Source organism: Streptomyces sp. NPDC058637, from assembly GCF_042717325.1.
Lineage (GTDB): Bacteria > Actinomycetota > Actinomycetes > Streptomycetales > Streptomycetaceae > Streptomyces.
On sequence record NZ_JBHXRD010000029.1, the window covers coordinates 1 to 25,115 of the forward strand.

General features: G+C 72.4%; 19 protein-coding genes and 1 pseudogene. 5 read left to right on the forward strand and 15 right to left on the reverse strand.

Annotation, left to right across the window (positions count from 1 at the left end; translation table 11 throughout):
- Positions 1-262 precede the first annotated feature (262 nt).
- Positions 263-1,480, reverse strand: coding sequence for an ROK family transcriptional regulator (locus ACFWVP_RS25760; protein ID WP_384500105.1), 1,218 nt, complete (start codon positions 1,478-1,480; stop codon positions 263-265).
- A 140-nt stretch (positions 1,481-1,620) separates the two neighbouring features.
- Here ACFWVP_RS25760 and ACFWVP_RS25765 point away from each other — a divergent pair, with 140 nt between their 5' ends.
- Together ACFWVP_RS25765 and ACFWVP_RS25770 are read left to right on the forward strand one after the other, a co-directional pair.
- Positions 1,621-2,850 (forward strand): MFS transporter, encoded by a 1,230-nt coding sequence (locus ACFWVP_RS25765; protein ID WP_384500106.1) that lies wholly within the window; start codon positions 1,621-1,623, stop codon positions 2,848-2,850.
- A gap of 165 nt (positions 2,851-3,015) precedes the next feature.
- Positions 3,016-4,419 carry a uracil-xanthine permease family protein gene (locus ACFWVP_RS25770; RefSeq protein WP_384500108.1) on the forward strand — a complete coding sequence of 468 codons (1,404 nt, stop codon included), beginning with the start codon at positions 3,016-3,018 and terminating at the stop codon, positions 4,417-4,419.
- A 63-nt stretch (positions 4,420-4,482) separates the two neighbouring features.
- Here ACFWVP_RS25770 and ACFWVP_RS25775 read toward each other — a convergent pair whose 3' ends face one another.
- Positions 4,483-4,611: a hypothetical protein gene (locus ACFWVP_RS25775; protein ID WP_384500110.1), complete on the reverse strand. Its 129-nt coding sequence runs from the start codon at positions 4,609-4,611 to the stop codon at positions 4,483-4,485.
- A 166-nt stretch (positions 4,612-4,777) separates the two neighbouring features.
- On the opposite strand from ACFWVP_RS25775, the pseudogene ACFWVP_RS25780 reads away from it, so the two are divergent.
- Positions 4,778-5,478 (forward strand): annotated as a pseudogene (locus ACFWVP_RS25780) (DUF5995 family protein).
- Positions 5,479-5,530: 52 nt separating this feature from the next.
- Here the strand turns inward: ACFWVP_RS25780 and ACFWVP_RS25785 are convergent.
- The 5 genes from ACFWVP_RS25785 to ACFWVP_RS25805 form a co-directional block, all read right to left on the reverse strand.
- Complete coding sequence (locus tag ACFWVP_RS25785) at positions 5,531-7,222, reverse strand: flavin monoamine oxidase family protein (RefSeq protein WP_384500111.1); 1,692 nt, start codon at positions 7,220-7,222, stop codon at positions 5,531-5,533.
- 80 nt (positions 7,223-7,302) lie between these two features.
- Positions 7,303-8,100 (reverse strand): carbon-nitrogen hydrolase family protein, encoded by a 798-nt coding sequence (locus ACFWVP_RS25790; protein WP_384500112.1) that lies wholly within the window; start codon positions 8,098-8,100, stop codon positions 7,303-7,305.
- A gap of 257 nt (positions 8,101-8,357) precedes the next feature.
- Positions 8,358-8,813: an Lrp/AsnC family transcriptional regulator gene (locus ACFWVP_RS25795; RefSeq protein ID WP_384500113.1), complete on the reverse strand. Its 456-nt coding sequence runs from the start codon at positions 8,811-8,813 to the stop codon at positions 8,358-8,360.
- Between the two features lie 111 nt (positions 8,814-8,924).
- Positions 8,925-10,385 (reverse strand): aldehyde dehydrogenase family protein, encoded by a 1,461-nt coding sequence (locus tag ACFWVP_RS25800; protein ID WP_384500115.1) that lies wholly within the window; start codon positions 10,383-10,385, stop codon positions 8,925-8,927.
- 198 nt (positions 10,386-10,583) lie between these two features.
- Positions 10,584-12,050, reverse strand: coding sequence for a GuaB1 family IMP dehydrogenase-related protein (locus ACFWVP_RS25805; RefSeq protein ID WP_384500223.1), 1,467 nt, complete (start codon positions 12,048-12,050; stop codon positions 10,584-10,586).
- 296 nt (positions 12,051-12,346) lie between these two features.
- Between ACFWVP_RS25805 and ACFWVP_RS25810 the strand changes: the two genes are divergently transcribed.
- Positions 12,347-13,411, forward strand: coding sequence for a terpene cyclase (locus tag ACFWVP_RS25810; protein ID WP_384500116.1), 1,065 nt, complete (start codon positions 12,347-12,349; stop codon positions 13,409-13,411).
- Between the two features lie 196 nt (positions 13,412-13,607).
- Here the strand turns inward: ACFWVP_RS25810 and ACFWVP_RS25815 are convergent, their stop codons facing one another.
- From ACFWVP_RS25815 to fmt, 4 genes are all read right to left on the reverse strand, one after another.
- Positions 13,608-14,594 carry a sugar-binding transcriptional regulator gene (locus ACFWVP_RS25815; RefSeq protein WP_384500224.1) on the reverse strand — a complete coding sequence of 329 codons (987 nt, stop codon included), beginning with the start codon at positions 14,592-14,594 and terminating at the stop codon, positions 13,608-13,610.
- 139 nt (positions 14,595-14,733) lie between these two features.
- Complete coding sequence (gene rpe / locus ACFWVP_RS25820; RefSeq protein ID WP_384500118.1) at positions 14,734-15,417, reverse strand: ribulose-phosphate 3-epimerase; 684 nt, start codon at positions 15,415-15,417, stop codon at positions 14,734-14,736.
- Between the two features lie 596 nt (positions 15,418-16,013).
- Positions 16,014-17,447 (reverse strand): RsmB/NOP family class I SAM-dependent RNA methyltransferase, encoded by a 1,434-nt coding sequence (locus tag ACFWVP_RS25825; RefSeq protein WP_384500120.1) that lies wholly within the window; start codon positions 17,445-17,447, stop codon positions 16,014-16,016.
- An 88-nt stretch (positions 17,448-17,535) separates the two neighbouring features.
- The gene (gene fmt / locus ACFWVP_RS25830; RefSeq protein WP_384500122.1) at positions 17,536-18,468 is read right to left on the reverse strand and encodes a methionyl-tRNA formyltransferase; all 933 of its coding nucleotides are present in this window, start codon (positions 18,466-18,468) and stop codon (positions 17,536-17,538) included.
- Positions 18,469-18,763: 295 nt separating this feature from the next.
- On the opposite strand from fmt, the gene ACFWVP_RS25835 reads away from it, so the two are divergent.
- Entirely contained in the window at positions 18,764-19,306 is a 543-nt protein-coding gene (locus ACFWVP_RS25835; RefSeq protein WP_384500124.1) for a hypothetical protein, read from the forward strand.
- Positions 19,307-19,674: 368 nt separating this feature from the next.
- Here the strand turns inward: ACFWVP_RS25835 and ACFWVP_RS25840 are convergent, their stop codons facing one another.
- The 4 genes from ACFWVP_RS25840 to rpoZ form a co-directional block, all read right to left on the reverse strand.
- On the reverse strand, positions 19,675-21,819 hold the full coding sequence (locus ACFWVP_RS25840) for a primosomal protein N' (RefSeq protein ID WP_384500126.1): 2,145 nt from the start codon (positions 21,817-21,819) through the stop codon (positions 19,675-19,677).
- Positions 21,820-21,928: 109 nt separating this feature from the next.
- On the reverse strand, positions 21,929-23,137 hold the full coding sequence (metK, locus tag ACFWVP_RS25845; protein WP_056787082.1) for a methionine adenosyltransferase: 1,209 nt from the start codon (positions 23,135-23,137) through the stop codon (positions 21,929-21,931).
- Between the two features lie 241 nt (positions 23,138-23,378).
- Positions 23,379-24,581, reverse strand: a complete 1,203-nt coding sequence (gene coaBC / locus ACFWVP_RS25850; RefSeq protein ID WP_384500128.1) for a bifunctional phosphopantothenoylcysteine decarboxylase/phosphopantothenate--cysteine ligase CoaBC — start codon at positions 24,579-24,581, stop codon at positions 23,379-23,381.
- Positions 24,582-24,752: 171 nt separating this feature from the next.
- On the reverse strand, positions 24,753-25,025 hold the full coding sequence (gene rpoZ / locus ACFWVP_RS25855) for a DNA-directed RNA polymerase subunit omega (protein ID WP_003970369.1): 273 nt from the start codon (positions 25,023-25,025) through the stop codon (positions 24,753-24,755).
- Between the last annotated feature and the right edge of the window lie 90 nt (positions 25,026-25,115).

The following is a 25,115-nucleotide window of genomic DNA, read 5'->3' on the forward strand; positions in this document are numbered from 1 at the left end:
CGCCGCGACCCCCCTGTGAGGGGGGTGACTGGCCGTACCCCGCCCCCTGCTCACCCGGGGGCCCACCCCCCGGGGGTCCCCCCAACCCGCCGGGACCCCGCCGGGCTCGACGCGTGCGGGACCTTCCGCCGTAGAGGAACTTCGCTGTGCGGGACCGCCTGATCGGCTCCCTGCCCGGGCGGGCGCCTGATCGGCCTCCCGGCCCCGGCGGGCGCGGGGCGCCCGGCAAGGCCGCCGGTGCCCCGTGCCCGCCGGGGTCCGCCTACGCCCGCTCGCCGCCGGCGCCGCCCGGCGCGAACAGCGCGTCCTGTGCGGCCTCGCGGGCGGAGAGCAGCGCGCCGCGCAGGACCGCGCCGCCGCCCAGGGTCCCGGCCCTGACCTCCGTACGCAGCGGTGACATGCGGGCGAGCCGCTCCTCGACGCGGGCGGCGAGGGCGTCACCCCCGGCGCGGCCGACCTCGCCCGCCAGGACGAGGCAGCCGGGGTCGAGTACCGCGACGACGGAGGCGGCACCGAGCGCGAGGCGGTCGGCGAGCGCCGCGAGGAACGCCTCAGCGTCCGGCCCTCCGTCGGCGAGCGCCGCCCGGACGGCGAACGCGGCGGCGGGATCCTGCTCCTGCGCCCCCTCCCCCGCGGGCCCGCGCGCCTTGATGCCGTGGTCGGCGGCCAGTTCGCAGACGGCCACGGAGCCCACCAGCGAGTGGAACCCGCCGTCGCAGTTGAGCGCGGACGGCACCCCCGTGGTTCCCGGTACCGGCAGGAAGCCGATCTCGCCCGCGCCTCCCGAGGCGCCGCGGCGCAGCTTCCCGTCCAGCATCACTGCGGCGCCGATGCCGTGGCCGAGCCAGAGCAGGACGAAGGTGTCGCGGTCGAGGGCGGCTCCGAGGCGGTGTTCGGCGACGGCGGCGAGGTTGGTCTCGTTCTCGACGAGGACGGTCGCCGGCAGCCGCTGCTGGAGTTCCCTGACCAGGCCCCGGTGCCATGCCGGGAGTCCGGTGGTGTCGCGGAGCTCTCCGGAGACCGGGTCGATCAGGCCGGGGGCGCCGACGCCGACGCTGTGCAGCGGGGCCGTGCCCGCGCTGCGGGCGGTGCGCTCCAGGAGCGCGACGGCCCGCTCCACGGCCGACTGCGTCCCGGTGTCGCTGCCGATCGGCAGGGTGGCCTCGGCGAGCGTGGCACCGAGCAGGTCGGCGACGACCACGGCGACGCTGTCGGTACGTACGTCGAGGGCGGCCAGGTGCGCCCGGTCGGCGACGATCCCGTACAGCCGGGCGTTGGGGCCTCGCCGGTCCGAACCGCTCTCGCCGACGACCCGGACCAGCCCGGCCTCCTGGAGCCGGTCCACCAGGTCGGCGACCGTGGGGCGGGACAGTCCGGTCAGGGTCTTCAGTTGAGTGGCCGTCAGCGGGCCGTCCTGCTGGAGCAGTCGCAGGGCGAGCCGGTCGTTGATGGCCCGGGCGGTGCTCGGGGATGCGGGCATGCCGGGATCCTTCCAGATCACTGCGGACCCGCCTTCATGCGCTATTTATCAGGCAGGGTTCCTGATAGTTTACTGCCCGCATCGCGAACGCGGCCGCCGGAGGCACCGGCGAGCCGTCATCGCAGGGGAGGGCAGGGCGCATGACCACGAAACCCACGGCCACCGGTTTCGGCACGGACCAGGTACGGCGGGCGCGCTACGCCGTCGCCGCGGTCTTCACCGTGCACGGAGCGGTCACCGGGAGCTTCGCGACCCGGGTCCCCTGGATCCAGGACCACGCCTCGGTGAGCGCGGGGCAGCTCGGTCTCGCCCTCGCCTTCCCCGCCATCGGGGCCTCGCTGGCCATGCCGCTGGCCGGCCGGGTCAGCCACCGGTTCGGTGCCCGGACGGCCCTGCGCGGTCTGCTCGCCCTGTGGACCCTGGCGCTGATCCTGCCGGCGCTGGCCCCGGATCTGCTGACGCTCTGCGCGGCGCTCTTCGTGTACGGGGCGAGCGCCGGTATGTCGGACGTGGCGATGAACGCGCTGGGCGTCGAGGTGGAGAACCGGCTCGACAAGTCGATCATGTCCGGGCTGCACGGCATGTGGAGCGTGGGCGCGCTGATCGGTTCGGCGGCCGGCACGGTCGCCGCCCACGCGGGTACCGACGCGCGGCTGCACCACACGGTCGCGGCGCTGGTGCTCACCGCGTTCGGCCTGTTCGCCTGCCGGCACGTGCTGGACCTGCGCAGCGAACCGGACGAGGAGCCGCCGCCGCGCTTCACACTGCCGCCGAGGTCGGCGCTGCTCATCGGTGCGGTGGGCTTCTGCGCGGTGTTCGCCGAGGGGGCCAGCATGGACTGGTCGGCGGTGTACCTCAGGGACGTCATGGGCAGTTCCGCCGGGCTCGCGGCGGCGTCCACCACGGCGTTCGCCCTGATGATGGCCATCGCCAGGATCGCCGGCGACCGGATCGTCGACCGCTTCGGCGCCGTACGGACCGTGCGGGTCGGTGGCTTCATGGCCACGGCCGGCGGGCTGCTGGTCGTCCTGGCTCCCGGACCGGCGGCGGCGCTGTGCGGCTTCGGACTGCTCGGGCTGGGTGTCGCGGTCGTCGTCCCGCTGACGTTCGCCGCGGCCGGGCGCAGCGGGGACAACCCGAGCCGTGCCATCGCGGGCGTCGCCACCATCACGTACACCTCCGGGCTCATCGCCCCGTCCGCCGTCGGCTCGCTGGCGGAGGCGACCTCGCTGCTCGCGTCGTTCGGCCTGGTGACGGTGCTGGCGTTCGGGCTGGTGCTCGGCGCCGGGGTGCTCCGGGCGGGCGACCGCAAGGTCGCGGACGGGGGCGTGCCCGCGCCCGCGCCCACCGGGAGCACGACGGGAAGCTGACGGCCCGCCGCGGGGGTACGCCCACGGGGCCGCACGCGAGGTCACCGGCGTGCGGCACTAACATGGCGCTGATCCTTTCCGCGGGTGACCGCACGGGTGGAGACGCGGGTGGAGACACCCGGACACCTCCGTGGGCACACCGCACACAGAACAGGGAGCGAAACCATGGGCGGCCTCGGCGTGCGCTGGACCTTGCACGGCGACGGGAAGACCCCCGCACCGGGGGCTGTCGTGCGCCCCGACGAACGGCTCTCCTGGCCCCGTACGTTCGGGCTCGGCGCGCAGCACGTGGTGGCGATGTTCGGCGCGTCCTTCGTCGCGCCGGTGCTGATGGGCCTGGACCCGAACCTCGCGATCATGATGTCCGGTGTCGCGACCGCCATCTTCCTGCTGGCGACGCGCGGCCGGGTGCCCAGCTATCTGGGCTGCTCGCTCTCCTTCGTGGGGGTCGCCGCCACGATCCGGGCCAGTGGCGGCAGCAGTGCCACGGTCACCGGCGCGGTGCTGGTGGTGGGCACCGTGCTGTTCCTGGTGGGCCTCCTGGTGCAGCGGTTCGGCGCGCGGATCATCCACGCCGCGATGCCTCCGGTGGTCACCGGGGCCGTCGTCATGCTGATCGGTTTCAACCTGGCGCCGGTCACCGCGTCGACGTACTGGCCGCAGGACCAGTGGACGGCCCTGCTGGTCATGCTGTTCACCGGGCTGGCCGTGGTGTGCCTGCGGGGCTTCTTCTCCCGGATCGCGATCTTCCTCGGACTCGTCTTCGGGTACGTGCTGTCCTGGGTGCTCGACCTGGTCTTCGGGAAGATCCACTCCCCGGCCGGTGGCGCCGAGGCCGTCGACCACTGGCGGCTGGACCTGTCCGCCGTGGGGGACGCCGACTGGATCGGGCTGCCGTCCTTCCACGCCCCGGCCTTCGAGTGGTCGGCGATCCTGGTGGCGCTGCCCGTCGTCATCGCGCTGATCGCCGAGAACGCCGGGCATGTGAAGGCCGTCGGCGAGATGACCGGGGACTCGCTCGACGACAAGCTGGGCACCGCCATCGCGGCCGACGGCGCCGCGTCGATGCTGTCCACCGCCGTGGGCGGGCCGCCCAACACCACGTACTCCGAGAACATCGGCGTGATGGCGGCGACCCGGGTCTACTCCACCGCCGCGTACTGGGCCGCCGCCTGCTTCGCCCTCCTGTTCGGTCTCTGCCCCAAGTTCGGCGCGGTCGTCGCGGCGATCCCCGGGGGTGTGCTCGGCGGCATCACCGTCATCCTGTACGGCATGATCGGCCTGCTGGGCGCCCAGATCTGGCTGAACGCGAAGGTCGACCTGCGTAACCCCCTCAACCTCGTACCGGCCGCGGCGGGCATCATCATCGGCGTCGGCGGGGTCAGCCTGAAGGTCACCGACAACTTCGAGCTGGGTGGTATCGCGCTCGGCACCCTCGTCGTGATCACCGGTTACCACGCGCTGCGGGCGTTCGCCCCGGCGCACCTCAAGACCCAGGAGCCCCTCCTGGACTCGGGGACGTCGGCGTACGACGACGAGGAGCCGCCGGCCGCCTCAGGTAGGTCCTGACCCGGCACCTCCCTCGGCCGGTGGCCGGCGCGTAGTCGATCCCGGCCAGGCCCGTGTCCGTCGTCACGCCCCGGCCGAGCGCCTGCCGGGGAGACGGTCGTGTCGGGGCGCGCGGTGCTCCGGTCGCGAGGCGGCGGCGAGCACCCCGGCCGCCGTCGCGACGGCCACGACGGTCGGTGCCACCGCGGCCATGGCGTGACGGTGTGCGGCCCGCCCGCCCTCCCGTGGACCCGCCCCGCGTCGTGCGTGTACGCCAGGCACGGTGCGTTCCCTCCCCCGGCGCCCGGTGTTCGCCCGTTCCGATGAACGCTCCGGCCCGTCGACGCCGCTGCGAGCCCAGGGCTGGGACCCTGCCCGCATGTCCCAGTTCGAGCAGTTGGCAGAACCGGCCGGTCCGGCCGGCGCGGTGACCGACGTCGGCGCGGTGATCGAGCGGATGCGCACGTTCCGCTCCGACTGGCCGCCCGGGGACGGTGTCACCAGGTCTATCTGACGGTCACCGAGGCCGTCGGCGGGGGGCTCGCTGACGGCGTGTTCCCCGACCGGGAGGCCGTGTCGGAGCTGGACGTGCGGTTCGCCGAGCACTATCTGAGGGCGGTCGACACACACGCGGCGGGCGGGCGGCCGCCCGACTGCTGGCGTCCGCTGTTCCAGTTCCGGCACCACCCCGGCGTACGCCCGCTGCAGTTCGCGCTCGCCGGTATCAACGCCCACATCGGCCACGATCTCGCCCTGGCCGTGGTGGACACCTGTCGTACGCTCGGCTGCGCGCCGACGGACCTGGAGGAGGAGTTCGAGCGGGTGGGCGACCTCCTCGTGATGCTGGAGGAGCGGATCCGCGATGATCTGATGCCGGGTCCCGACCTGCTGGAGGTGGCCGACCCGCTCACCCATCTGGCGAGCGCCTGGAGCCTGGAGCGGGCCCGTGAGGCGTCGTGGTCGGCGGCGCGGGTGCTGTGGCTGCTGCGCGGGGTGCCGCCGCTGGCCGAGGAGTTCCGCACCCGGATGGACGCGGGGATCGGCCTGGTGGGGCGCTTTCTGCTCACCCCGTGCCGCTGATACGTTTCGCCGGCCCCGGGAGCCGGGCCCCCGGGGTTGCGGCCCCCTTCGCTCAGTCCTCCGGGAGTTCGACCGGGGCGATGTCGTCGAAGACGTCACCGGGGCCGGGGTTGGTCGGATCGGTGCTGCCGCCGAACTGGCTCATGACGCCCCACACGGCGTTGAGCGCGGTCTGCACGGCGCCCTCGGCCCAGCCGGCCGTCCACGAGATGTCGTCACCGGCGAGGAACAGGCCCCGCTTGTCGGCGGGCAGGCGGTCCTGCATGAAGTGGGTGAACAGGCGGCGCTGGTAGCGGTAGTGGCCGGGCAGATTGGCCTTGAACGCGCCCATGAAGTAGGGCTCGTTCTCCCAGGAGACGGTGACCGGGTTGCCGATGACGTGCTTGCGGATGTCGACGTCGGGATAGATCTCGCCGAGCGACTTGAGCATGACGTCCATGCGCTCGTTCGGGGAGAGCGGCAGCCACTTCAGGCTGTCGTCGCACCAGGTGTAGGAGAGGCAGATGACGGCAGGCCGGTCGGGCCCCTCGTCCAGGAGGTACGTCCCCCGGGTCATCCGGTCCGTGAGCGTCATCGACATGGTGTCGCGCCCGGTCACCTCGTCCTTGTCCAGCCAGAACGGCCGGTCGACGGGCACGAACAGCTTGGACGACTCCATGTAGTGGGTGCGCTCCATCGCCGTCCAGTGGTCGATGGGGAACAGCGCGTCGTCGCAGGCGATCTTGGAGAGCAGCAGCCAGGACTGCCCGGTGAAGACGGCGGCCCGGTAGGTGCGGATGTCTCCGGTGGAGTCGGTGACCGTGATCCGGTTCCCGGCGGTGCGGTCGAGCCGGGTCACGGCGGAACGCGGCTGCCCGCCGTGCAGGGAGGCCAGCGACGTACCGAGCGGCCAGTGGACGATCTTCCGCGGTTCACGGTCCCACAGGCGCAGCGGCAGCTGCTGGCTGCCGCCGACGATGCCGCGGTGGTGGTCGTCGGCCTCGGTGTACACGACCCGCAGGATCTCCAGGATGGAGTTCGGGAAGTCGGTGTCCCAGCCGCCGGTGCCGAAGCCGACCTGCCCGAAGATCTCGCGGTGCCGGAAGGACTTGAAGGAGTCGGAGGCGCAGAGGAAGCCGTAGAAGGTCTGGTTGTCGAGCTTCTCGACGAGCTCCGCCCAGATCTCCCGGATGCGGGGCACGTCGCGCTCACGCATCGCGCGGTTCATGTCGGAGAAGTCGGCGCCCTCCTCCAGACAGGCGTTCCAGGCGTTCATGACGTCGCGGTACACCTGCGGCAGGTCGTCGACGGTCGTAGCGTAGTGGGACTCGCCCTTGAGGTCGACGACGGTGGACGGGGTGGCCGGGGAGAGCGGGTTGGGAAACGGCCTGGTCTCCAGGCCCACCAGGTCGATGTAGTGCTGGAGCGCGGTGGACGAGGGCGGGAAGCGCATGGCGCCCATCTCCGCGGTCAGCGACGGGTCGCAGCCCTCGAAGCCGACGGTGCGCAGCCGGCCGCCGATGCGGTCCGCCTCGTAGACGACGGGCTTCAGGCCCATCTTCATGAGTTCGTACGCCGCGATGATCCCGGACAGCCCGCCGCCGATGACGGCGACCTCGGATCCGTGCTCGGTGGCGGGTATCTGCCCGATGCCCGCGGGATGGGCCAGGAAGTCGTCGTAGGCGTAGGGGAAGTCCGGCCCGAACATGGTGATCGGCGGCTGCGCGTCGGTGTGCTGGACGGCGTTGGGCACCGTGGACGTCATGGGCTGCGGACTCCTTGGAGGAAAGCGCGGAAGAGCGGGGGCGGAGGGCTGCTCAAAACTCAGGGCCCAAAACTCAGGGCTCAGGTGAGGGAGCCGTACATACCGGGGCGGCGGTCGGCGAGATACGGGTTGGCGGCGCGTGAGCCGGTCAGGAACTCCGGGTCCACCTCGCCGATGACGAGTTCCTCGCCTCGTCCTGCGCGGGCCCGGACGGTGCCGTCGGGTCCGGCCAGACAGCTCAGTCCGGTGAACTCGAACTCGCCTTCCGGACCGGTCCGGTTGACGTAGGCGATGTACATCTGGCTCTCGAACGCGCGGACCGGCACGACGGATTCCGCGACGAACGGGAAGGGGTGCATCAGCGCGGTGGGCACCAGCAGGAGGTCGGTCCCGGCCAGGGCGTGCGCCCGTACGTTCTCCGGGAACTCCACGTCGTAGCAGATCAGCAGGCCGATCCGGACGCCGTCCAGTTCGGCCTGCACCACGGCCTGCTCGCCGGGGGTGAACCACTCCCGCTCGAAGGGGCCGAAGAGGTGGGTCTTGCGGTAGCCGGCGAGTGTCGTCCCGTCGGGGCCGATGAGCTGCGCGGTGTTGAAGACCGCGGCGCCCGCGCGCTCCGGGTAGCCGTAGTGGACGGCGATGCCGTGTCGTACGCAGAGGTCGGCGACGGCCTGCGCGCCGGGGCCGTCCGCGGGTTCGGCGAGCTCGGCCACGGCGTCACCGACGGCGTAGCCGGTGAGGAACAGCTCCGGGGCGACCAGCAGCCGTGCGCCCGCGGCGGCGGCCCGCCCGGCGGCCTCGTCGAGCACCTTGATGTTCTCGTCCGGGGAACCGGGGCGGCCGGAGCTCTGGAGCAGGGCGGTGCGCAACGGCGGCATGGCTGACCTCGGGCGGTGCGGGCGGGGCGGGGACGTATTGACGGTACGGGGCGCCCCTCGGGCCCGACAAGGCGCGAGTGTTGCGCGTGCACCGTCGATCCGTTGCGCGCAACGCCCTCCGGACGGCGATTCGTTGCGCAGGTCGTCCTTGCAGGTCAGGAGGGTGATCTGGGTCTCGGACGGGAAGCTCCCGGACCGGGGCCGCTGGGGGCTCCCGCCGGGCCGGCGTCCCGGAGCGGGGGTGGTCGCGCGCGCTGTCAGCCCGGCGTGCCGGAGGAGTACCGGCGCAGCAGCGGGGACAGGACGAGCACCGATTTGGTGCGCTCGACGTACGGCTCGCCCGCGATCCGTTCGAGCACCTGCTCGAAGTGCCGCATGTCGGCGGCGAAGACCTGCACGATCGCGTCGGCCTCGCCCGTCACCGTGGAGGCGGACGCGACCTCGGGGTAGCGGGCCAGGCCCTTCCTGATCGCCTCGGGGGCGGTGTTGCGGCTGCAGTAGATCTCGATGAAGCCCTCGGTGGCCCAGCCGAGTGCCGCCGGGTCGACCCGCACGGTGAAGCCCGTGATGGCGCCCTCGGCGCGTAGCCGGTCCACCCGGCGTTTCACCGCGGGGGCGGACAGGCCGATGAGCGCGCCGATGTCGGCGTAGGAGCGGCGGGCGTCTTCGGCGAGGGCGTGGACGATGCGTTCGTCGAGGTCGTTCAGGCGCACGTCGGGTGGATCACTTCTCTGCGGTGGACGGATTCGGGGGCGGCGCGGACCGCCCCCGAAGTAGACCATGACGCCCCGCGGGGCGTGCTCACCGCAGAGGGCGCGGCAGGGTCAGAAGGGGAACTGCGAGCGGCCGTGCTGCACCGAGATCCACTTCTGGGTGGTGAAGGCCTCTACGGTCGCCTCGCCGTTCAGCCGTCCGAGACCGGAGTTCTTCTCGCCGCCGAACGGGACGATGGGCTCGTCGTGGACCGTGCCGTCGTTGATGTGGATCATGCCGGTACGGATCCGCTGCCCCACCCGTACACCGCGTTCGATGTTGCCGGTGTGGACGGCCCCGCTGAGCCCGTACGGGGTGTCGTTGGCGATCCGGACCGCCTCGTCCTCGCCGTCGAAGGGCACCAGCAGAGCCACGGGGCCGAAGATCTCCTGGTGCAGGACGGGGGAATCGGGGGCGATCCCGGTCAGCACGGACGGGCTCACCAGATTGCCCTCGACGCCGCCGTGCAGCAGGGCGGTGGCGCCGTCGGCCACGGTCTGGTCGACGAGCTTGGACACCGCGTCGGCCTGCGAGGAGTTGATCAGGGGGCCGATCTGGGTCGAGGGGTCGGCCGGGTCGCCGACCCGCAGGGAGGCGACCTTGGCGACGAACTTCTCGGTGAACTCCTTCTCGACGGCGCGGTCGACCAGGATCCGGTTGGCGGCCATGCAGACCTGGCCCTGGTGGACGTAACGGCTGAAGACGGCCGCGTCGACGGCGTAGTCCACGTCCGCGTCGTCGAGGACGATCAGCGCGCTGTTGCCGCCGAGCTCCAGCACGGTCTGCTTGAGGTTGGCCGCGCACACGGTCGCGACGTGGCGCCCGACCTTGTCCGAACCGGTGAAGGAGATGAGCTGCGGGATGGGGTGCTCCAGCAGCGCGTCGCCGATCTCGGCGATGTCGGTGACCACGACGTTCAGCAGTCCGGCGGGCAGGCCGGCGTCCTCGAAGACCTTGGCGATCAGCGTGCCGCCGCAGACCGGCGTGTTCTGGTGCGGCTTGAGGACCACGGCGTTGCCGAGGGCCAGTGCGGGCGCGACCGACTTGAGGGACAGCAGGAAGGGGAAGTTGAAGGGGCTGATGACGCCCACGACGCCGACCGGCACGCGGTAGACGCGGTTCTCCTTGCCCTCGGTGGGCGACGGGAGGATCTGGCCGGTGGGCCGCAGGGCGAGCTGGACCGCCTCGCGGAGGAACTCCTTGGCCAGGTGCAGTTCGAAGGCGGCCTTCAGCCGGGTGCCACCGAGCTCGGCGACGATCGCGTCGCCGATCTCGGCCTCGCGCTCCTCGACGATCCGCAGTGCCTTCTCCAGGACGGCCCGGCGGCCGTACGGGTTGGTGTCGGCCCACGCCTGCTGCGCCTGCTCGGCCGCCCGGTAGGCCTGGTCGACCTCGTCGGCCGTGGCGACGGTGATCGACGCGAGCTTCTCCCCGTCGTACGGGTTGAAGTCGATGATGTCCCAGGACCCCTTCCCCGGCCTCCACTCGCCGTCGATGTACTGATGGGCCAGGTCAGTGAAGAAGGAGGACATGAGATCCCTTACCGCAGAGAGGCAGGCAGCTGATTGCGGTTCATATTACTTACAACGCAACCGAGTTGAAGACGAAACCAAACGCTCAACAGTTGCCTGCAAACGGACTCAGCTGGTCACCTGTCACACCGGCACACACCGGTGCCCCTCCCGGAAAGAACACCCGGGAGGGGCACCGATGACGCGAGGACCGCGAGGTCAGTTCCAGCTGGCGTGCAGGGGCTTGCCCTCCGCGTAACCGGCGGCGCTCTGCACGCCCACGACCGCCTTCTCGGCGAACTCCTCGAGCGAGGCCGCGCCCGCGTACGTGCAGGAGGAACGGACACCGGCGATGATCGAGTCGACCAGGTCCTCGACCCCGGGACGGGCCGGGTCCAGGAACATCCGCGACGTGGAGATGCCCTCCTCGAAGAGGCCCTTGCGGGCCCGGTCGTAGGCGGACTCCTCCGAGGTGCGGTTCTTCACCGCGCGCGCCGAGGCCATCCCGAAGGACTCCTTGTACGAGCGGCCGTCGGCGGACTGCTGGAGGTCGCCGGGCGACTCGTACGTGCCGGCGAACCAGGATCCGATCATCACGTTCGACGCACCGGCGGCGAGCGCCATGGCGACGTCGCGCGGGTGCCGGACGCCACCGTCGGCCCATACGTGCTTGCCGTGCTTCCTCGCCTCGGCGGCGCACTCCAGCACGGCGGAGAACTGCGGCCTGCCGACCCCGGTCATCATCCGGGTGGTGCACATCGCGCCGGGACCGACGCCGACCTTGACGATGTCGGCGCCCGCCTCGATCAGGTCGCGCACGCCCTCGGCGGCCACGACGTTGCCCGCGACGATCGGCACGCCGGGGTCCAGCGCCCGGACGGCCGCGACCGCGCTGAGCATGGATTCCTGGTGACCGTGCGCGGTGTCCACGACGAGGGTGTCGGCACCGGCCGCGATGAGCTGCGCGGCCTTGCCGGCGACGTCGCCGTTGATGCCGACGGCAGCGGCGATGCGCAGCTTGCCTGCGGCGTCGGTCGCCGGAGTGTACAGCGTGGCGCGCAGCGCGGCCTTCCGGGTGAGGATGCCGACGAGCCGGCCGTCCGCGTCGACCGCGGGGGCGAGCTTGCGGTTGGCGCCGTCGAGCTTGTTGAACGCGTCACGCGGGTCGATGTCCGCGTCGAGCACCACCAGGTCCCTGGACATGACCTCGGACAGCTGGGTGAAGCGGTCGACCCCGGACAGGTCGTGTTCGGTGACGACGCCGACGGGCCGGTGGTCCGCGTCGACGACGACGCCCGCCCCGTGGGCCCGCTTGTGCAGCAGGGACAGGGCGTCCGCGACGGTCTGGCCCGGGGCGAGCACGATCGGCGTGTCGAGCACGAGGTGGCGCGTCTTGACCCAGCCGATGACCTCGGTGACGACGTCGATCGGGATGTCCTGCGGGATGACGACCAGGCCGCCACGCCGGGCGACGGTTTCAGCCATCCGGCGGCCCGCGATCGCGGTCATGTTCGCGACGACGAGTGGGATGGTGGTGCCGGTGCCGTCGGGCGAGGACAAGTCCACGGCTTGCCGGGAGCCGACCGCGGAGCGGCCGGGGACCATGAAGACGTCGTCGTACGTGAGGTCGTAGGGGACCGAGGGGGAGGCCGTGTGACGACCCGTGCCGGGCTCAAGAAAACGCATATCACTCATGTTTTCATACGAAACGGTGCAGGTCGTTTCCACGAAGACACAGCAATGGGCCCCGATGTTCGTTCGTTCCTCCGAAAGGAGGTGCTCGGGGCCCGGGCAAGTGGAACCTGCCTTACCCAGGGACCTTACCCGAACAGGATTCAACCATTGGTGATCACTATCCCTGGACCGGGTGACGAAGGGTCAGGTAGCTTGAAAATTTGCAGGTCGCCGTGGTAGCCGCCACGCTTCCGCGAGCGTCAGGAACAGCCGCCACACGTTTGACCGGAGAGGATCCAGATCCGCCTGTGGAGAGCGAACTGCCGGACATCTACTGCCCGTTCCCGCAGCGGAGCAATCCGCATGTGGAGCACACCCGCGAGCACCTCACCACCTGGACGCGTCAGACCGGACTGGTTCACCGCGAGTCCGCCAGACGCCGTTTCGAGCAGGCCGACTTCGGCGCGTTCGTCGGCATGGTCTATCCGACGGCGAACTCCGAACACCTGGACCTGGTCGCCGACTGGTTCGTCTGGCTCTTCCTCGTCGACGACCAGCTGGACGACGGGCACCTGGGCCGCACCCCGGAACGAATACAGAGTGTCGTGGCCAGAATGCGATCTGTCGTCGAGGGGAAGGACTCCGGCCCGCTGCCGGGCGAGGAGCTCCCCGCCGCCGTCGTCGCCCTGGCCGATCTGTGGGAACGTACGGTCCCCCGGGCCGCCCCGCACTGGCGCACACGTTTCGCGTGGCACCTCATGACGTACCTGACGACCGCCACCGCCTGGGAGGCGGGGAACCGGGCCGACGGAGCGGTGCCCTCGGAGGCGACGTACATCGCCAAGCGGCGGCACACCGGGGCGATCCATGTGTGCATGGACCTGATCGAGATCGTGGCGGGCATCGAGGCCCCCGAGTCGATCCACAACGACCCGCGCTTCATCACGGCGCTGGAGACCTCCTGCAACGTCGTGTGCTGGGCCAACGACGTCTACTCCTTCGAGAAGGAGCAGGTGCTCGGTGAGATCCACAACCTCGTGCACCTGGTCCGCCACCACCGGGGCTACGGGGAGCAGCAGGCACTCGATCACGTCTGCGCCGAGATTGCCGCCGAGACCGAGCGGTTCCTCCGGGCCGAGGAGGAGCTGCTCGGCATGTATCCGCAGCTGTCCGGCATGCTCACGCCCTATCTCGACGGCATGCGGAGCTGGATGCGCGGCAATCTGGACTGGTCGCGGCAGACGCCCCGTTACAACCCGGCGGACGTCAGCCAGTACGCCCAGCCCGGGGAGTACCTGGAGGAGACCGTCCTCGGCGTGGCCACGGAACACGCGGACCTGGGAAAGGGTCCGGCCCCGGCGCGCCGGGGCTGAACACGACGGAGGCCGGGCACCTGTACGGGTGCCCGGCCTCCGGCATGTGCGGCCTCTGCCGTGTGCCGATCCTGTCCTGCGTGCCGTCCTTGTGGCGCGCGCCGTCTCCGTCGTGCGCGCAGTCTCTGCCGCGTACGGCCTCCGGCGTGGGCGTCCCCCGCCCGTGCCGGCCTCCGTCGTGTGCGGCCCGGTACGGTCAGTTGTCGGGGTCGGCCCGCTCCAGCGCCGGGCGCTGTCCCGCGGCGGACTCCGTCAGCAGGAAGTCGGCCGCCGCCGTGTCCGTGACGAGGCTGGTGACCAGGCCGGAGCGCAGCACGGCGCCGATCGCCGCGGCCTTGCGCTGACCGCCCGCGATGGCCACCACCTCGGGGATCCGGCGCAGCCGGTCCGCCTGCACGGTGATGCACCGCTCGCCCAGGTCCCGGCCGACCCGGCGGCCGTCGGAGTCGAAGAGGTGCGCGGACATCTCCGCCGCCACGCCGAGCGAGGCGTAGTGCCCCCGCTCCTCGTCCGACAGCATGTCGTAAACGGTGGAGATGCCCGGCTCCCAGGACCCGATGGAGACCGCGGCGACCGTCACCTTGTCGAAGTACTCGAAGGCGCGGGCGATACCCGTCTGGTGCCGCAGCGCCGCCGCGGTCGCCGGATCGGGCAGCAGCATCGGGGCGTAGATGGGGTGCGCCTCGCCGCCCGACACCTGGGCCGCGCGGCGGACCGCCTCGACGGAGCCGCGCTCGGCCGTCCCCGCGTCGTAGACCCCGGTCAGCTGCACGACCGTGCAGGGCGGCAGCCGGTCGAGCGCTGCCGCCATGTGGATGGTGGACCGGCCCCAGGCCAGGCCCAGCACATCACCCTCGTTGACCAGCTCGCCGAGCAGATCGGCCGCCACCTCACCGAGATTCTCCGGATCGGCGGCGTCGTCCTGCTCCTCCGCCGGTGATTCGACCACGACCGCGTGCCGCAGGCCGTAGCGGGCCCGGAGCGCGTCCGAGCGCTCCGCGTCCAGTTCCGCCGGAACCCGGATCTCGATCCGTACGAGATCACGTTCGAGGGCCGTCTCCAGAACCCGGGCCACCTTGAAGCGGCTCACGCCGAACTCCTCGGCGATCTGGATCTTCGACTTTCCCTCGAGGTAGAACCGGCGGGCCATGGCCGCCGCCTGCACCAGCTCCGCGGGTCCCATCCGCATGGCTGACCGACCCGCCGAGATGCCAGACACCGCGATCTCCTCACTGCTGTTCACGCGCTCCGTACGCCGACCATCCTGTCAGATCCGGCGATCCTTGATCCGGCCCGTCGGGCCGCGTTCATCCGACCTTCGTTCAGTGGCCGCATGCCCAGGGGGCCGCGGCTGTGACCGCGTCCGCCTGCGCGCGCAGTGCCCGCACCGCTTCGGCGGGGTCCGCGGCCCCGTAGACCGCCGATCCGGCGACGAAGACGTCCGCGCCGGCCTCGGCGCACCGCTCGATGGTGGAGGCGGAGACCCCGCCGTCGACCTGGAGCCACAGCTCCAGACCGTGCTTGGAGATCAGCTCACGGGTACGGCGGATCTTGGGCAGCATGATGTCGAGGAACGCCTGGCCGCCGAAGCCCGGCTCCACCGTCATGATCAGCAGCATGTCGAGCTCGGGGAGCAGGTCCTCGTACGGCTCGACGGGCGTCGCGGGCTTGAGGGCCATCGAGGCGCGCGCGCCCTTCGCCCTGATCTCCCGGGCGAGCCGTACCGGCGCTGCCGTGGCCTCCGCGTGGAAGGTGACCGAGCCGGCACCGGCCTCGACGTACTGCGGCGCCCAGCGGTCCGCGTCCTCGATCATCAGGTGGCAGTCCAGCGGGGTGTCCGTGGCCTTGCTCAGCGCCTCCACGACGGGCACACCGAGCGTCAGGTTCGGGACGAAGTGGTTGTCCATGACATCGACATGGAGCCAGTCCGCGCCTTCGACGGCCTTGGCCTCCTCGGCGAGACGCGCGAAGTCGGCGGACAGAATGCTGGGGTTGATCTGGGCCATGCACCCAAGCCTGCCATGCCTGGCGCCACTTCCTCACCCCGGTGCGCCCCAAAGCCTCACGGGATCATTACGGTTCGCACAATCCCGATCATTTCGCCCCATGAATCCGTCAGCGGTCCCGGCCGGTCGACGGGGCTCCGGCGGCCGGGGCGTCCCGTTCGTCGGGACCGCTGCCCGATTCCGTCCCGGCTGCCGGTCCTGCCCGGCCCAGGGCGCGGACAGCCCCTGGTGCCCGCGATGAGACCGTGTGGGAGAACTGCCCGTGATCAGCGACCAGTTCCTGACGGCGCGCCTCAGCTCGGTCTCTGCCGTGCGACCAGCTGCTCCTGTCGAGCCTGCACCGGTAGCGCCGGGCGCTTCCCGAACGGTGCGGCATCGTCCGCCCGCCTTCCGGCCGCGCCCCCGGGTGAACCGGCGGTCGCCCCCTCCCCTGAGTCCACGATTCGGGTGAACCGGAGATCCGGGTGAGCTACGCGGTGAACGACCACACCCCGCACCGCAGGGTGGCCGGGCGGGTCGCGATCGCGGGCGACCGTCCACACCGACGGACGGCCCGGGCGGGCGCGCTCCGCCGCGGGCGCCCCGAGGCGGCGGGGTCAGCCCGTGCGGCGCAGCAGGGCCAGGTACATCGCGTCCGTGCCGTGCAGGTGGGGCCAGAGCTGGATGTCCGGCCCGTCGCCCAGCGCGGGCACTCCGGGCAGCAGCGGGCGGGCGTCGACCCACTCGGCCTCGAACGGTGCTCCGCCGCGCCCCTTGAGCACGTCCTCGACGACGACTCGGGTCTCCGCGAGATGCGGCGAGCAGGTCGCGTAGCCGACGACCCCGCCGATCCGTACGGCCTTCAACGCCTCGCGCAGCAGGCCGCGTTGCAGGGGGCCGAAGCTCTCCAGGTCCTCCGCGCGGCGCCGCCAGCGGGATTCCGGGCGCCGGCGCAGCGCGCCGAGGCCGGAGCACGGGACGTCCATCAGGACCCGGTCGAAGGAGCCGGGCTGCCAGGGCGGCCGGGTGCCGTCGGCGGTGATCACCTGGTAGGGGCCGGGGTTCCCGGCCAGCGCGCGCTCGACGAGCCGGGCGCGGTGCGGCTGCTTCTCGGCGGCGAGCAGGGTCGCGCCGCGTCCGGCGGCGAGCGCGGCCAGCAGGGCTGCCTTGCCTCCCGGGCCCGCGCAGCCGTCCAGCCACCTGGTGTCCCTGCCCTCGACGGGGGCCAGGGCCAGGGCGGCGGCGACGAGCTGGCTGCCCTCGTCCTGCACACCGGCGCTGCCGTCCCGTACGGCGGCCAGGGCGCCGGGCTCGCCGCCCTCCGCCATCCGGACGGCGTAGGGGGACCAGCGGCCGGGAAGGCCGCTCTCCTCCCCCAGTGCGTCCAGCAGTTCGTCGGTGGTGGAGCGGCCGGGGCGGGCGACCAGCGTCACCTCGGGCCGTTCGTTGTCGGCCTCCAGCAGGTCCTCGATCCCGGCACGGCCGCCGCCCAGCGCGTCCCAGAGGGCGGAGACGATCCACCGGGGGTGCGAGTGGACGATGGAGAGGTTCGCCTCGGCGTCCTCGTCGTACGAGGGAGCGACCCGCTCCACCCAGCCGTCGAGGTCGTGCGCGGTGACCTTGCGCAGCACCGCGTTGACGAACTTGGCGCGCCCCTCGCCCAGCACCACCCGGGCCAGCTCCACGCTGGCGGAGACGGCCGCGTGGGTCGGGATGCGGGTGCCGAGCAGCTGGTGGACGCCCATGTTGAGCACGTCGAGCACCGGCGGGTCGACCTCGCGCAGCGGCCGGTCGACGCAGGCGGCGACGATCGCGTCGTACGTGCCCTGACGGCGCAGCGTCCCGTACACCAGCTCGGTCGCCAGCGCCGCGTCCCTGCCGTCGAAGTCGCCCTTGGCGCGGGCCTTCTTCAGGAGCGGGGGCAGGACGAGGTTGGCGTACGCGTCGCGTTCGTCGACGGCCCTGAGCGCCTCGAAGGCGAGGAACCGCACGGGGTCCTTCTGGGGACGGCGGTGCGGCTTGGCGGGACGGCGACGCTGCTGGTCGTTCACGTGAAAGGTGCTCCGCTGATGGTGAGGGGGCGAACCCGCCCAGCCTACGTCGCCCGCCCCCGCTCCGGCTCCGGACCGCCCGGGCGGCTCAGAGGCCCAGCAGCTCGCCGTGGGCGATGCGGACGCCGCGGGCCCAGTCGGCGGCCTTCATCGGCTTCTTGCCCTGCGGCTGGACCCAGAGGAGCTCCACGGCGTGCGATCCCGTGCCCACGTGGACGCTGTTCTTGCCCGCGGACAGCTCGCCGGGGGCCAGGTCGGTGCGGTCCAGGACGGGTACGGCCTGGACCAGCTTGAGGCGTTCACCTCGGAAGAGTGTCCAGGCCCCGGGGGCGGGGGTGCAGCCGCGCACCAGGCGGTCGACCCGCAGCGCGGGCTCGGACCAGCGCACCTGCGCGTCCTCGACGGTGATCTTGGGTGCCAGGGTGATGCCCTCGGCGGGCTGCGGGACGGCGTGCAGGGTGCCGTCCTCGATGCCGTCCATGGTCGCGGAGAGCAGTCCGGCACCTGCGAAGGCCAGCCGGGTGAGCAGGTCTCCGCTCGTGTCGGTGGGGCGCACCTCCTCGGTCAGGACGCCGTAGACCGGTCCGGAGTCCAGCCCCTCCTCGATCAGGAAGGTCGACGCGCCGGTGACCTCGTCCCCGGCCATCACCGCGTGCTGCACGGGTGCGGCGCCGCGCCAGGCCGGGAGAAGCGAGAAGTGCAGGTTGACCCAGCCACGGGCGGGGACGGCGAGCGCGGCCTTGGGCAGCAGCGCGCCGTACGCGACGACGGGGCAGCAGTCCGGCGCGATCTCGCGCAGTCGGGCCAGGAAGTCCTCGTCCCGGGGCTTGACCGGCTTGAGGACCTCGATGCCGGCCTCCTCTGCGCGGTCGGCCACCGGGCTGGCGACGAGCCGGCGGCCTCGCCCCGCGGGCGCGTCGGGACGCGTGACGACGGCGGCCACCTCGTGGCGGCCGGAGGCGATCAGGGCGTCCAGGGCGGGAACGGCGACCTCGGGGGTGCCTGCGAAGACGAGCTTCATGGGTGGCGGACTGCCTCTCGGGCCGGAACGTACGGTGGCGTGGCGAGCAGCACACCAGTCTAGGGGCTGTCCCGGGACCACCGCCTGCCGCACTGCGGCGGTCGGCGGCCGGGCCGGTGGGCCCGGCCGGCGGGGGGCGTACGCATGTCCGTGCGCCCTGCGCATATGCGCATACGCCCCTACAGCGTGACCACATCGACGGGTGAGGCGTTGGTCAAGTGAGATTGACCGAAGTGGGCCGCCCCAGCGCGGTCCGATCCCTTTCAACTTCAACGCCGGTTCGAGAGGCTTGTTCATGGCCGACCACGCAACCCACGACGCCCAAGCGCGTGCCAGTCTGCACCTGTTGGTGCGGGACATCGAGCGCGTCCGGCGGCAGGTGGACGCGCTGCGCACCCTCACTGCGCAGCTGGGCAATGTCTACCGTCCGCGCCGCTCCGGCCCGTCCGCGGGCTTCGTCGTCTACGGCAGGGCCCCGGCCCCGACGGTCCGGCTCGCCCAGGAACTGCGGGACAGCGTCGAGACGTTGGTCACCGCCGCGGTGGACTTCGACCGCTCGCTGGGCTTCTCCTGGGACGCGGTGGGTTCGGCGCTCGGGGTCACCAAGCAGGCGGTGCACCGTCGTTACGGTGCCGCCCGTCGCAACGCCCCGCAGCCGGGGACGGCCGAGGCCACCACCGAGACCGTGGCCCGCCCGCTGCCCGTACCGTCCGGCTCCTCGCCCGCACTGCCCGTCGTGCCCGCGGCCCGCTCCATGCCGCCCCAGCCGTCGGCCGACCGCCCTTCACCACGCGAGGAGCTGCGCCCCGGCGCCTTCCCGGGCCCGCGCAACGGCTGACGCGCGGGTCGGCCGCGAGGGCGGGCGGGGTGCGTAGGCACGCGTCGACGCGGGGGGCGGGCGGGCACGTACGGCACACGTCGAGCTGCGGCCCGGGCGTCCCGGCCGGTCGACGCCGTCAGGCGAGGGGGAGGCAGATCCTGTCCGGGCCCGTCCGCCGGTCGCCGCCGCACGGGCCCGCTCGGCGGCCGAAGGGCGTGGCAGACCCGGAGGCGCCCGGTGCCCGGCCCGACGTACCCGGCCCGACGTACCCGGCCGGAACCCCCGGACGTACTCTGCCGACGGACAGCACACCCGGCCGGGCCGCCCCGGCACACCGGCCACGGCCGAAACGCGCAGCCGCCCCCGGCCCGAGCCGCCTCCCCGCCTCAGCCGATGTCCGGCGGATCGATCCTGATCCGTACGGGATCGCCGGTCCCCCGGGCCGTCCGCGCCGCCTGCGAGGCCTTCAGAGCGGCGGCGAGCGCCGCTCCGCGCCCAGGCGGAACCCTGACCAGCGCCCGTTCCCAGGTCACGCCGGGCGGGGCGTCACCCTGTCTGCGGGGTCTGCCGGGAACCGCGCCCGGCAGGGGGACCGGGCCCAGCACCTCCGCCTCGGGCGGCAGTTCGGTGGCGGCGAGGTACGCGGCGATCGCCTCCGGCGGCCCGGTCACCGAGGCCATCCGGGAGACCGGCGGGAAGCCGAACTGGGCGCGTTCCGCGAGCTCGCGGCGGGCGTGGCCGACCGGGTCCCAGCGGACCAGGGCCTGGACGGGGCGCAGGGTCGGCTCGGCCACGATCACCACCGTGCCGCCCTCCGGCTGCCCCCGGACCAGCGCGGCGGCGGCCGTCCAGCGGCGCAGCGCCTCCTCGCCCGCCCGCAGGTCGGGCCGGCCGACCATCGCCCAGCCGTCCAGCAGCAGCGCCGCCGCGTAGCCGCCCTCGGCCACGGGCTCGGCCCCGGGGGTGCTGACGACGAGGGCGGGCTGACCGGGCACGGAATCCAGGATGTGGTCCCGCCCGGACGTGCGCACCGGGACGGCGGGGAACGCCCGCCCCAGCTCCTCGGCGGTCCGGCGGGCGCCGACGATCTGTGCCCGGAGCCGCCGCCCTCCGCAGGAGGAGCAGGTCCAGGCCGTCTCGGCGCGCCCGCACCAGGTGCAGTTGAGGTCCTGCTGGTCCGGGGCCTGGAGCGGCCCCACGCAGTGCCGGCAGCGCGCGGGCTCACGGCAGCGCTCGCAGGCAAGCCTCGGCGCGTAACCACGGCGGGGCACCTGGACGAGCACCGGACCGCTGCGCAGCCCGTCCCGCACGGTCTGCCAGGCGAGGCTCGGCAGCCGGGCCGAGCGCGCCGCGCCGTCCCGCGCGAGCTCGCCGTCGCCGACGGTGCGCACCAGGGGCGCGGCGATCCGCAGCTGCTCCCGGTCCGCGCGCAGGGGCAGCGCCCAGCCGCTCTCGACGAGCTGGGCGGCCTCCACGGTGCAGTTCGTCCCGCCGAGCAGGAACGCGCACCGGCCGTGCGTCGCCCGTAGCTCCAGCACCTCCCGGACGTGCGGGAACGGGGCGTTGTCGTCGCTGTGACTGGAGTCCCCGTCGTCCCAGACGGCCACCAGCCCCAGGTCGGCGACGGGGGCGAACATCGCGGCCCTGGTCCCGACGACCGCGCGCACGGAACCGCGCCGGACGGCGAGCCACTCCCGGTAGCGCTTCTCGGGTCCGGAGTCGGCCGTCAGCAGTGCGTGATGCCCCTTGCCCATCACCTCGGTGAGCGCGGCGTCCACCCGCCCCGCGGTCCGCCCGTCCGGTACGACGACGAGCGCGCCACGGCCCGAGGCCAGGGTCGCGGCGACGGCCCGGGCGATCTCCTGGGGCCAGTGCGGCCCCGGCAGCGCCGTCCAGACGGCCCTGGGCGCACCGCCCTCGACCAGTGCCCGCAGGAAACCCGACCCCTGGGCGTACCGCTCCCAGGTCCCGGGCGACGGGACGGGAGGCGGCGGCAGGGGTGCGGGCGATGGCTTGGACTCGGCCCTGCCGTTCCTGGGTGGCACGGCGAGCTGCAGCACATCGGCGAGGCTGCCCGCGTACCGGTCGGCGACGGCCCGGGAGAGGGCCAGCAGCTCGGGCCCGAGCACCGGCTCGGGCGAGACGACGTAGGCGAGGGCCGCCAGGGCCCCCTGGTAGTCCGATTCGGCACGGCGCTCGATGAGGAACCCGTCGATGAGGCCGCCGCCCTCGCGCCGGCCGCCGCGGACCTGCCGCCCCCCGGCCCCGAACCGCACCCGGACCCGGACGCCGGGCTGCGCGTCGGCGTCGAGCTCCTCGGGGACCGCGTAGTCGAAGTACTGGTCGAGGTGGAGGGCGCCCTTGTTGACCAGGACGCGGGCGACCGGCAGCTCCCCGGCGAGCGTGGCGCCCCGCCAGGTCCGGGGCTTGGCCCGCGGCACCTTGGCCCGGCGCACCGTCTCCCGGATGATCGCAAGCTGCTCCGGTGCCCCGGCGCCGGGCTCGTCGGACCGCTCGTTGTCGCTGCTCACAGCCAAATTCCTACCAGACGGCACTGACAGCCCGGGCAGCCCGTAGGCCGGGGCCCGGACACCGCGTGCGGCATCCGGGCCCCGGCCTACGGGCTGACGAACAGCGTGCCTAGAGGCCCGCGGCCTTGCGCAGTGCCTCCACGCGGTCGGTGCGCTCCCAGGTGAAGTCGGGGAGCTCCCGGCCGAAGTGACCGTACGCCGCGGTCTGGGCGTAGATCGGGCGGAGCAGGTCGAGGTCACGGATGATCGCGGCCGGGCGGAGGTCGAAGACCTCGCCGATGGCGTGCTCGATCTTCTCGGTGTCGACCGTGGCGGTGCCGAAGGTCTCGACGAACAGGCCCACCGGCTCGGCCTTGCCGATCGCGTAGGCGACCTGGACCTCGCAGCGGGCGGCGAGGCCGGCCGCGACGACGTTCTTGGCGACCCAGCGCATGGCGTACGCCGCCGAGCGGTCGACCTTGGACGGGTCCTTGCCGGAGAAGGCGCCGCCGCCGTGACGGGCCATGCCGCCGTACGTGTCGATGATGATCTTGCGGCCGGTCAGACCGGCGTCACCCATCGGGCCGCCGATCTCGAAGCGGCCGGTCGGGTTCACCAGGAGGCGGTACCCCTCGGTGTCCAGCTTGATGCCGTCCTCGATGAGCTGACCCAGGACGTGCTCGACGACGAACTCGCGGATGTCGGGTGCGAGGAGCGAGTCCAGGTCGATGTCGGACGCGTGCTGCGAGGAGACGACGACCGTGTCGAGACGGACGGCCTTGTCGCCGTCGTACTCGATGGTGACCTGGGTCTTGCCGTCGGGGCGCAGGTACGGGATGGTCCCGTTCTTGCGGACCTCGGACAGGCGGCGCGAGAGCCGGTGCGCCACGTGGATCGGGAGCGGCATCAGCTCGGGCGTCTCGTCGCAGGCGTAGCCGAACATCAGGCCCTGGTCGCCGGCGCCCTGCTTGTCGAGCTCGTCCTCGTCACCCTCGACCCGCTGCTCGTACGCGGTGTCGACACCCTGGGCGATGTCCGGGGACTGCGACCCGATGGAGACCGAGACGCCGCAGGAGGCTCCGTCGAAACCCTTCTTGGAGGAGTCGTAGCCGATCTCCAGCACCTTGTTGCGCACGAGGTTGGGGATGTCGGCGTAGGCCTTGGTCGTGACCTCACCCGCGACATGCACCAGACCGGTGGTGATCAAGGTCTCGACGGCGACGCGCGAGGACGGGTCCTCACGCAGGAGCGCGTCGAGAATGGTGTCGCTGATCTGGTCAGCGATCTTGTCGGGGTGGCCCTCGGTAACGGACTCCGAGGTGAAGAGACGGCGGGACACATCGCTCCCTGGGGTTGCAGCGGCTGCTGGCTGATCATTGGTGGACCGCCGGGAGCTGCGCCCGGCTTGTTCCGTCGACCAGTTTATCGGTCGCTTCCGGCGGATGGGCCGCGCGTCTCGCCCCTTGGGAGCTCTGTGACCGGCGGCACTGTTGACGGCGGTACGACAATCGCTCCTTCCGGCGACGAGAAATGACCGAAGATCTTGCGCTTTCTTCCCGCCGGAGCGGCTCTTACGCAATCTAGCCCAACCGTGCCGCCACCAGATCCCAGACGGTGTCGGCGAGTGCCTCTTTCGGCCCGTACGGCACAGCGGTCTCGCCGCCGTCGGCTCCGAGCACCACGGCCTCGTTCTCCTCGGAACCGAAGGTCTTGCGCTCTCCGACCTCGTTGACGACGAGAAGGTCGCAGCCCTTGCGGCGGAGCTTCTCGCGGCCGTTGGCCAGCACGTTGTCGGTCTCGGCGGCGAATCCGACGACGATCTGTCCCGGACGCGCGCGGTCCGCGGCGACCTCGGCGAGAATGTCGGGATTGCGGACCAGGGCGAGGGGCGCCGGTTCCTGGCCGTCCTTCTTCTTGATCTTGCCGGTGGCGTAGTCGGCGGGGCGGAAGTCGGCGACCGCCGCCGCCATCACCACCACATCGGCGTCGGCCGCCGCCTTCAGCACGGCCTCGCGCAGCTGCACGGCCGTTCCGGCGCGCAGGACATCGGCGCCCGCGGGGTCGGGCAGTCCGGTGTTCGCCTCGATCAGCGTCACCCGGGCGCCCCGGGCGACGGCCGTGCGCGCCAGCGCGTACCCCTGCTTGCCGGAGGAGCGGTTGCCCAGGTAGCGGACCGGGTCCAGCGGCTCCCGGGTGCCTCCCGCACTGATGACCACATGGCGTCCGGCGAGGTCCGGGGTCCCGACGCCGCGGGCCAGGACGCGGCGGCAGACCTCGAAGATCTCCCCGGGATCCGGCAGCCGGCCCTTGCCCGTGTCGACGCCGGTGAGCCGGCCGACGGCGGGCTCGACGACGACCGCGCCGCGGCGCCGCAGGGTGGCGACGTTCTCCCGGGTGGCCGGGTGCTCCCACATCTCGGTGTGCATCGCCGGTGCGAAGACGACCGGGCAGCGGGCGGTGAGGAGCGTGTTGGTGAGGAGGTCGTCGGCGAGGCCGTGGGCCGCCCTGGCCAGCATGTCGGCGGTGGCGGGCGCGACCACGACGAGATCGGCCGCCTGGCCGATCCGGACGTGCGGCACCTCGTGCACGCTGTCCCAGACCTCGGTCGACACGGGGTTGCCGGAGAGCGCCGACCAGGTGGCGGCCCCCACGAAGTTCAGCGACGCCTCGGTCGGGACGACCCGTACGTCGTGGCCGGACTCCGTCAGCCGGCGCAGCAGTTCGCACGCCTTGTAGGCGGCGATGCCCCCGCTGACCCCCAGGACGACCTTCGGCTTCTCCACTGCGTCTCCCCGCACTCGTCTCGCCGCGCACTCGACCGGTGCACAGCCCTCTGGCCTACGCACTCCATGCTGCCTCACGGTGCCGGGCGGCCCTCGGCGGGCCCGGCCCCGGACACACCACAGGCCCGGCGGGTGCTGGCCGCCGGGCCTGTGGTGAAGGTGCATTCCTGCTTACTGCGCGGGGCCCTCGATGGCCTCGGAGGTCAGCAGGCCCGCGTTGATCTCGCGGAGTGCGATCGAGAGCGGCTTCTCGTGCACGTGGGTGTCGACGAGCGGACCGACGTACTCGAGGAGGCCTTCACCGAGCTGCGAGTAGTACGCGTTGATCTGACGCGCGCGCTTGGCCGCGTAGATGACCAGGCTGTACTTCGAGTCGGTGGCCTCGAGGAGCTCATCAATCGGCGGGTTGATGATGCCCTCGGGCGTGGTGATGGAAGAGGACACTCTCTGCCTTCCGAAGGGGATAGAGATCAAAGAGATCTTTGATCATGCTGGTTCCGCAGTGGTGATGCTCTGCGTCCGCGCGAGCCCGGC

Bases quoted from the DNA above. Each gene is read 5' to 3' on its own strand.
- ACFWVP_RS25760 (WP_384500105.1), bottom strand. From the start codon at position 1,480: ATGCCCGCATCCCCGAGCACCGCCCGGGCCATCAACGACCGGCTCGCC.
- ACFWVP_RS25765 (WP_384500106.1), top strand. From the start codon at position 1,621: ATGACCACGAAACCCACGGCCACCGGTTTCGGCACGGACCAGGTACGG.
- ACFWVP_RS25815 (WP_384500224.1), bottom strand. From the start codon at position 14,594: ATGGGACCCGCGGAGCTGGTGCAGGCGGCGGCCATGGCCCGCCGGTTC.
- ACFWVP_RS25775 (WP_384500110.1), bottom strand. From the start codon at position 4,611: ATGGCCGCGGTGGCACCGACCGTCGTGGCCGTCGCGACGGCGGCCGGG.
- ACFWVP_RS25790 (WP_384500112.1), bottom strand. From the start codon at position 8,100: ATGCCGCCGTTGCGCACCGCCCTGCTCCAGAGCTCCGGCCGCCCCGGT.
- ACFWVP_RS25770 (WP_384500108.1), top strand. From the start codon at position 3,016: ATGGGCGGCCTCGGCGTGCGCTGGACCTTGCACGGCGACGGGAAGACC.
- ACFWVP_RS25805 (WP_384500223.1), bottom strand. From the start codon at position 12,050: ATGCGTTTTCTTGAGCCCGGCACGGGTCGTCACACGGCCTCCCCCTCG.
- rpe (WP_384500118.1), bottom strand. From the start codon at position 15,417: ATGGCCCAGATCAACCCCAGCATTCTGTCCGCCGACTTCGCGCGTCTC.
- fmt (WP_384500122.1), bottom strand. From the start codon at position 18,468: ATGAAGCTCGTCTTCGCAGGCACCCCCGAGGTCGCCGTTCCCGCCCTG.
- ACFWVP_RS25835 (WP_384500124.1), top strand. From the start codon at position 18,764: ATGGCCGACCACGCAACCCACGACGCCCAAGCGCGTGCCAGTCTGCAC.
- ACFWVP_RS25800 (WP_384500115.1), bottom strand. From the start codon at position 10,385: ATGTCCTCCTTCTTCACTGACCTGGCCCATCAGTACATCGACGGCGAG.
- ACFWVP_RS25785 (WP_384500111.1), bottom strand. From the start codon at position 7,222: ATGACGTCCACGGTGCCCAACGCCGTCCAGCACACCGACGCGCAGCCG.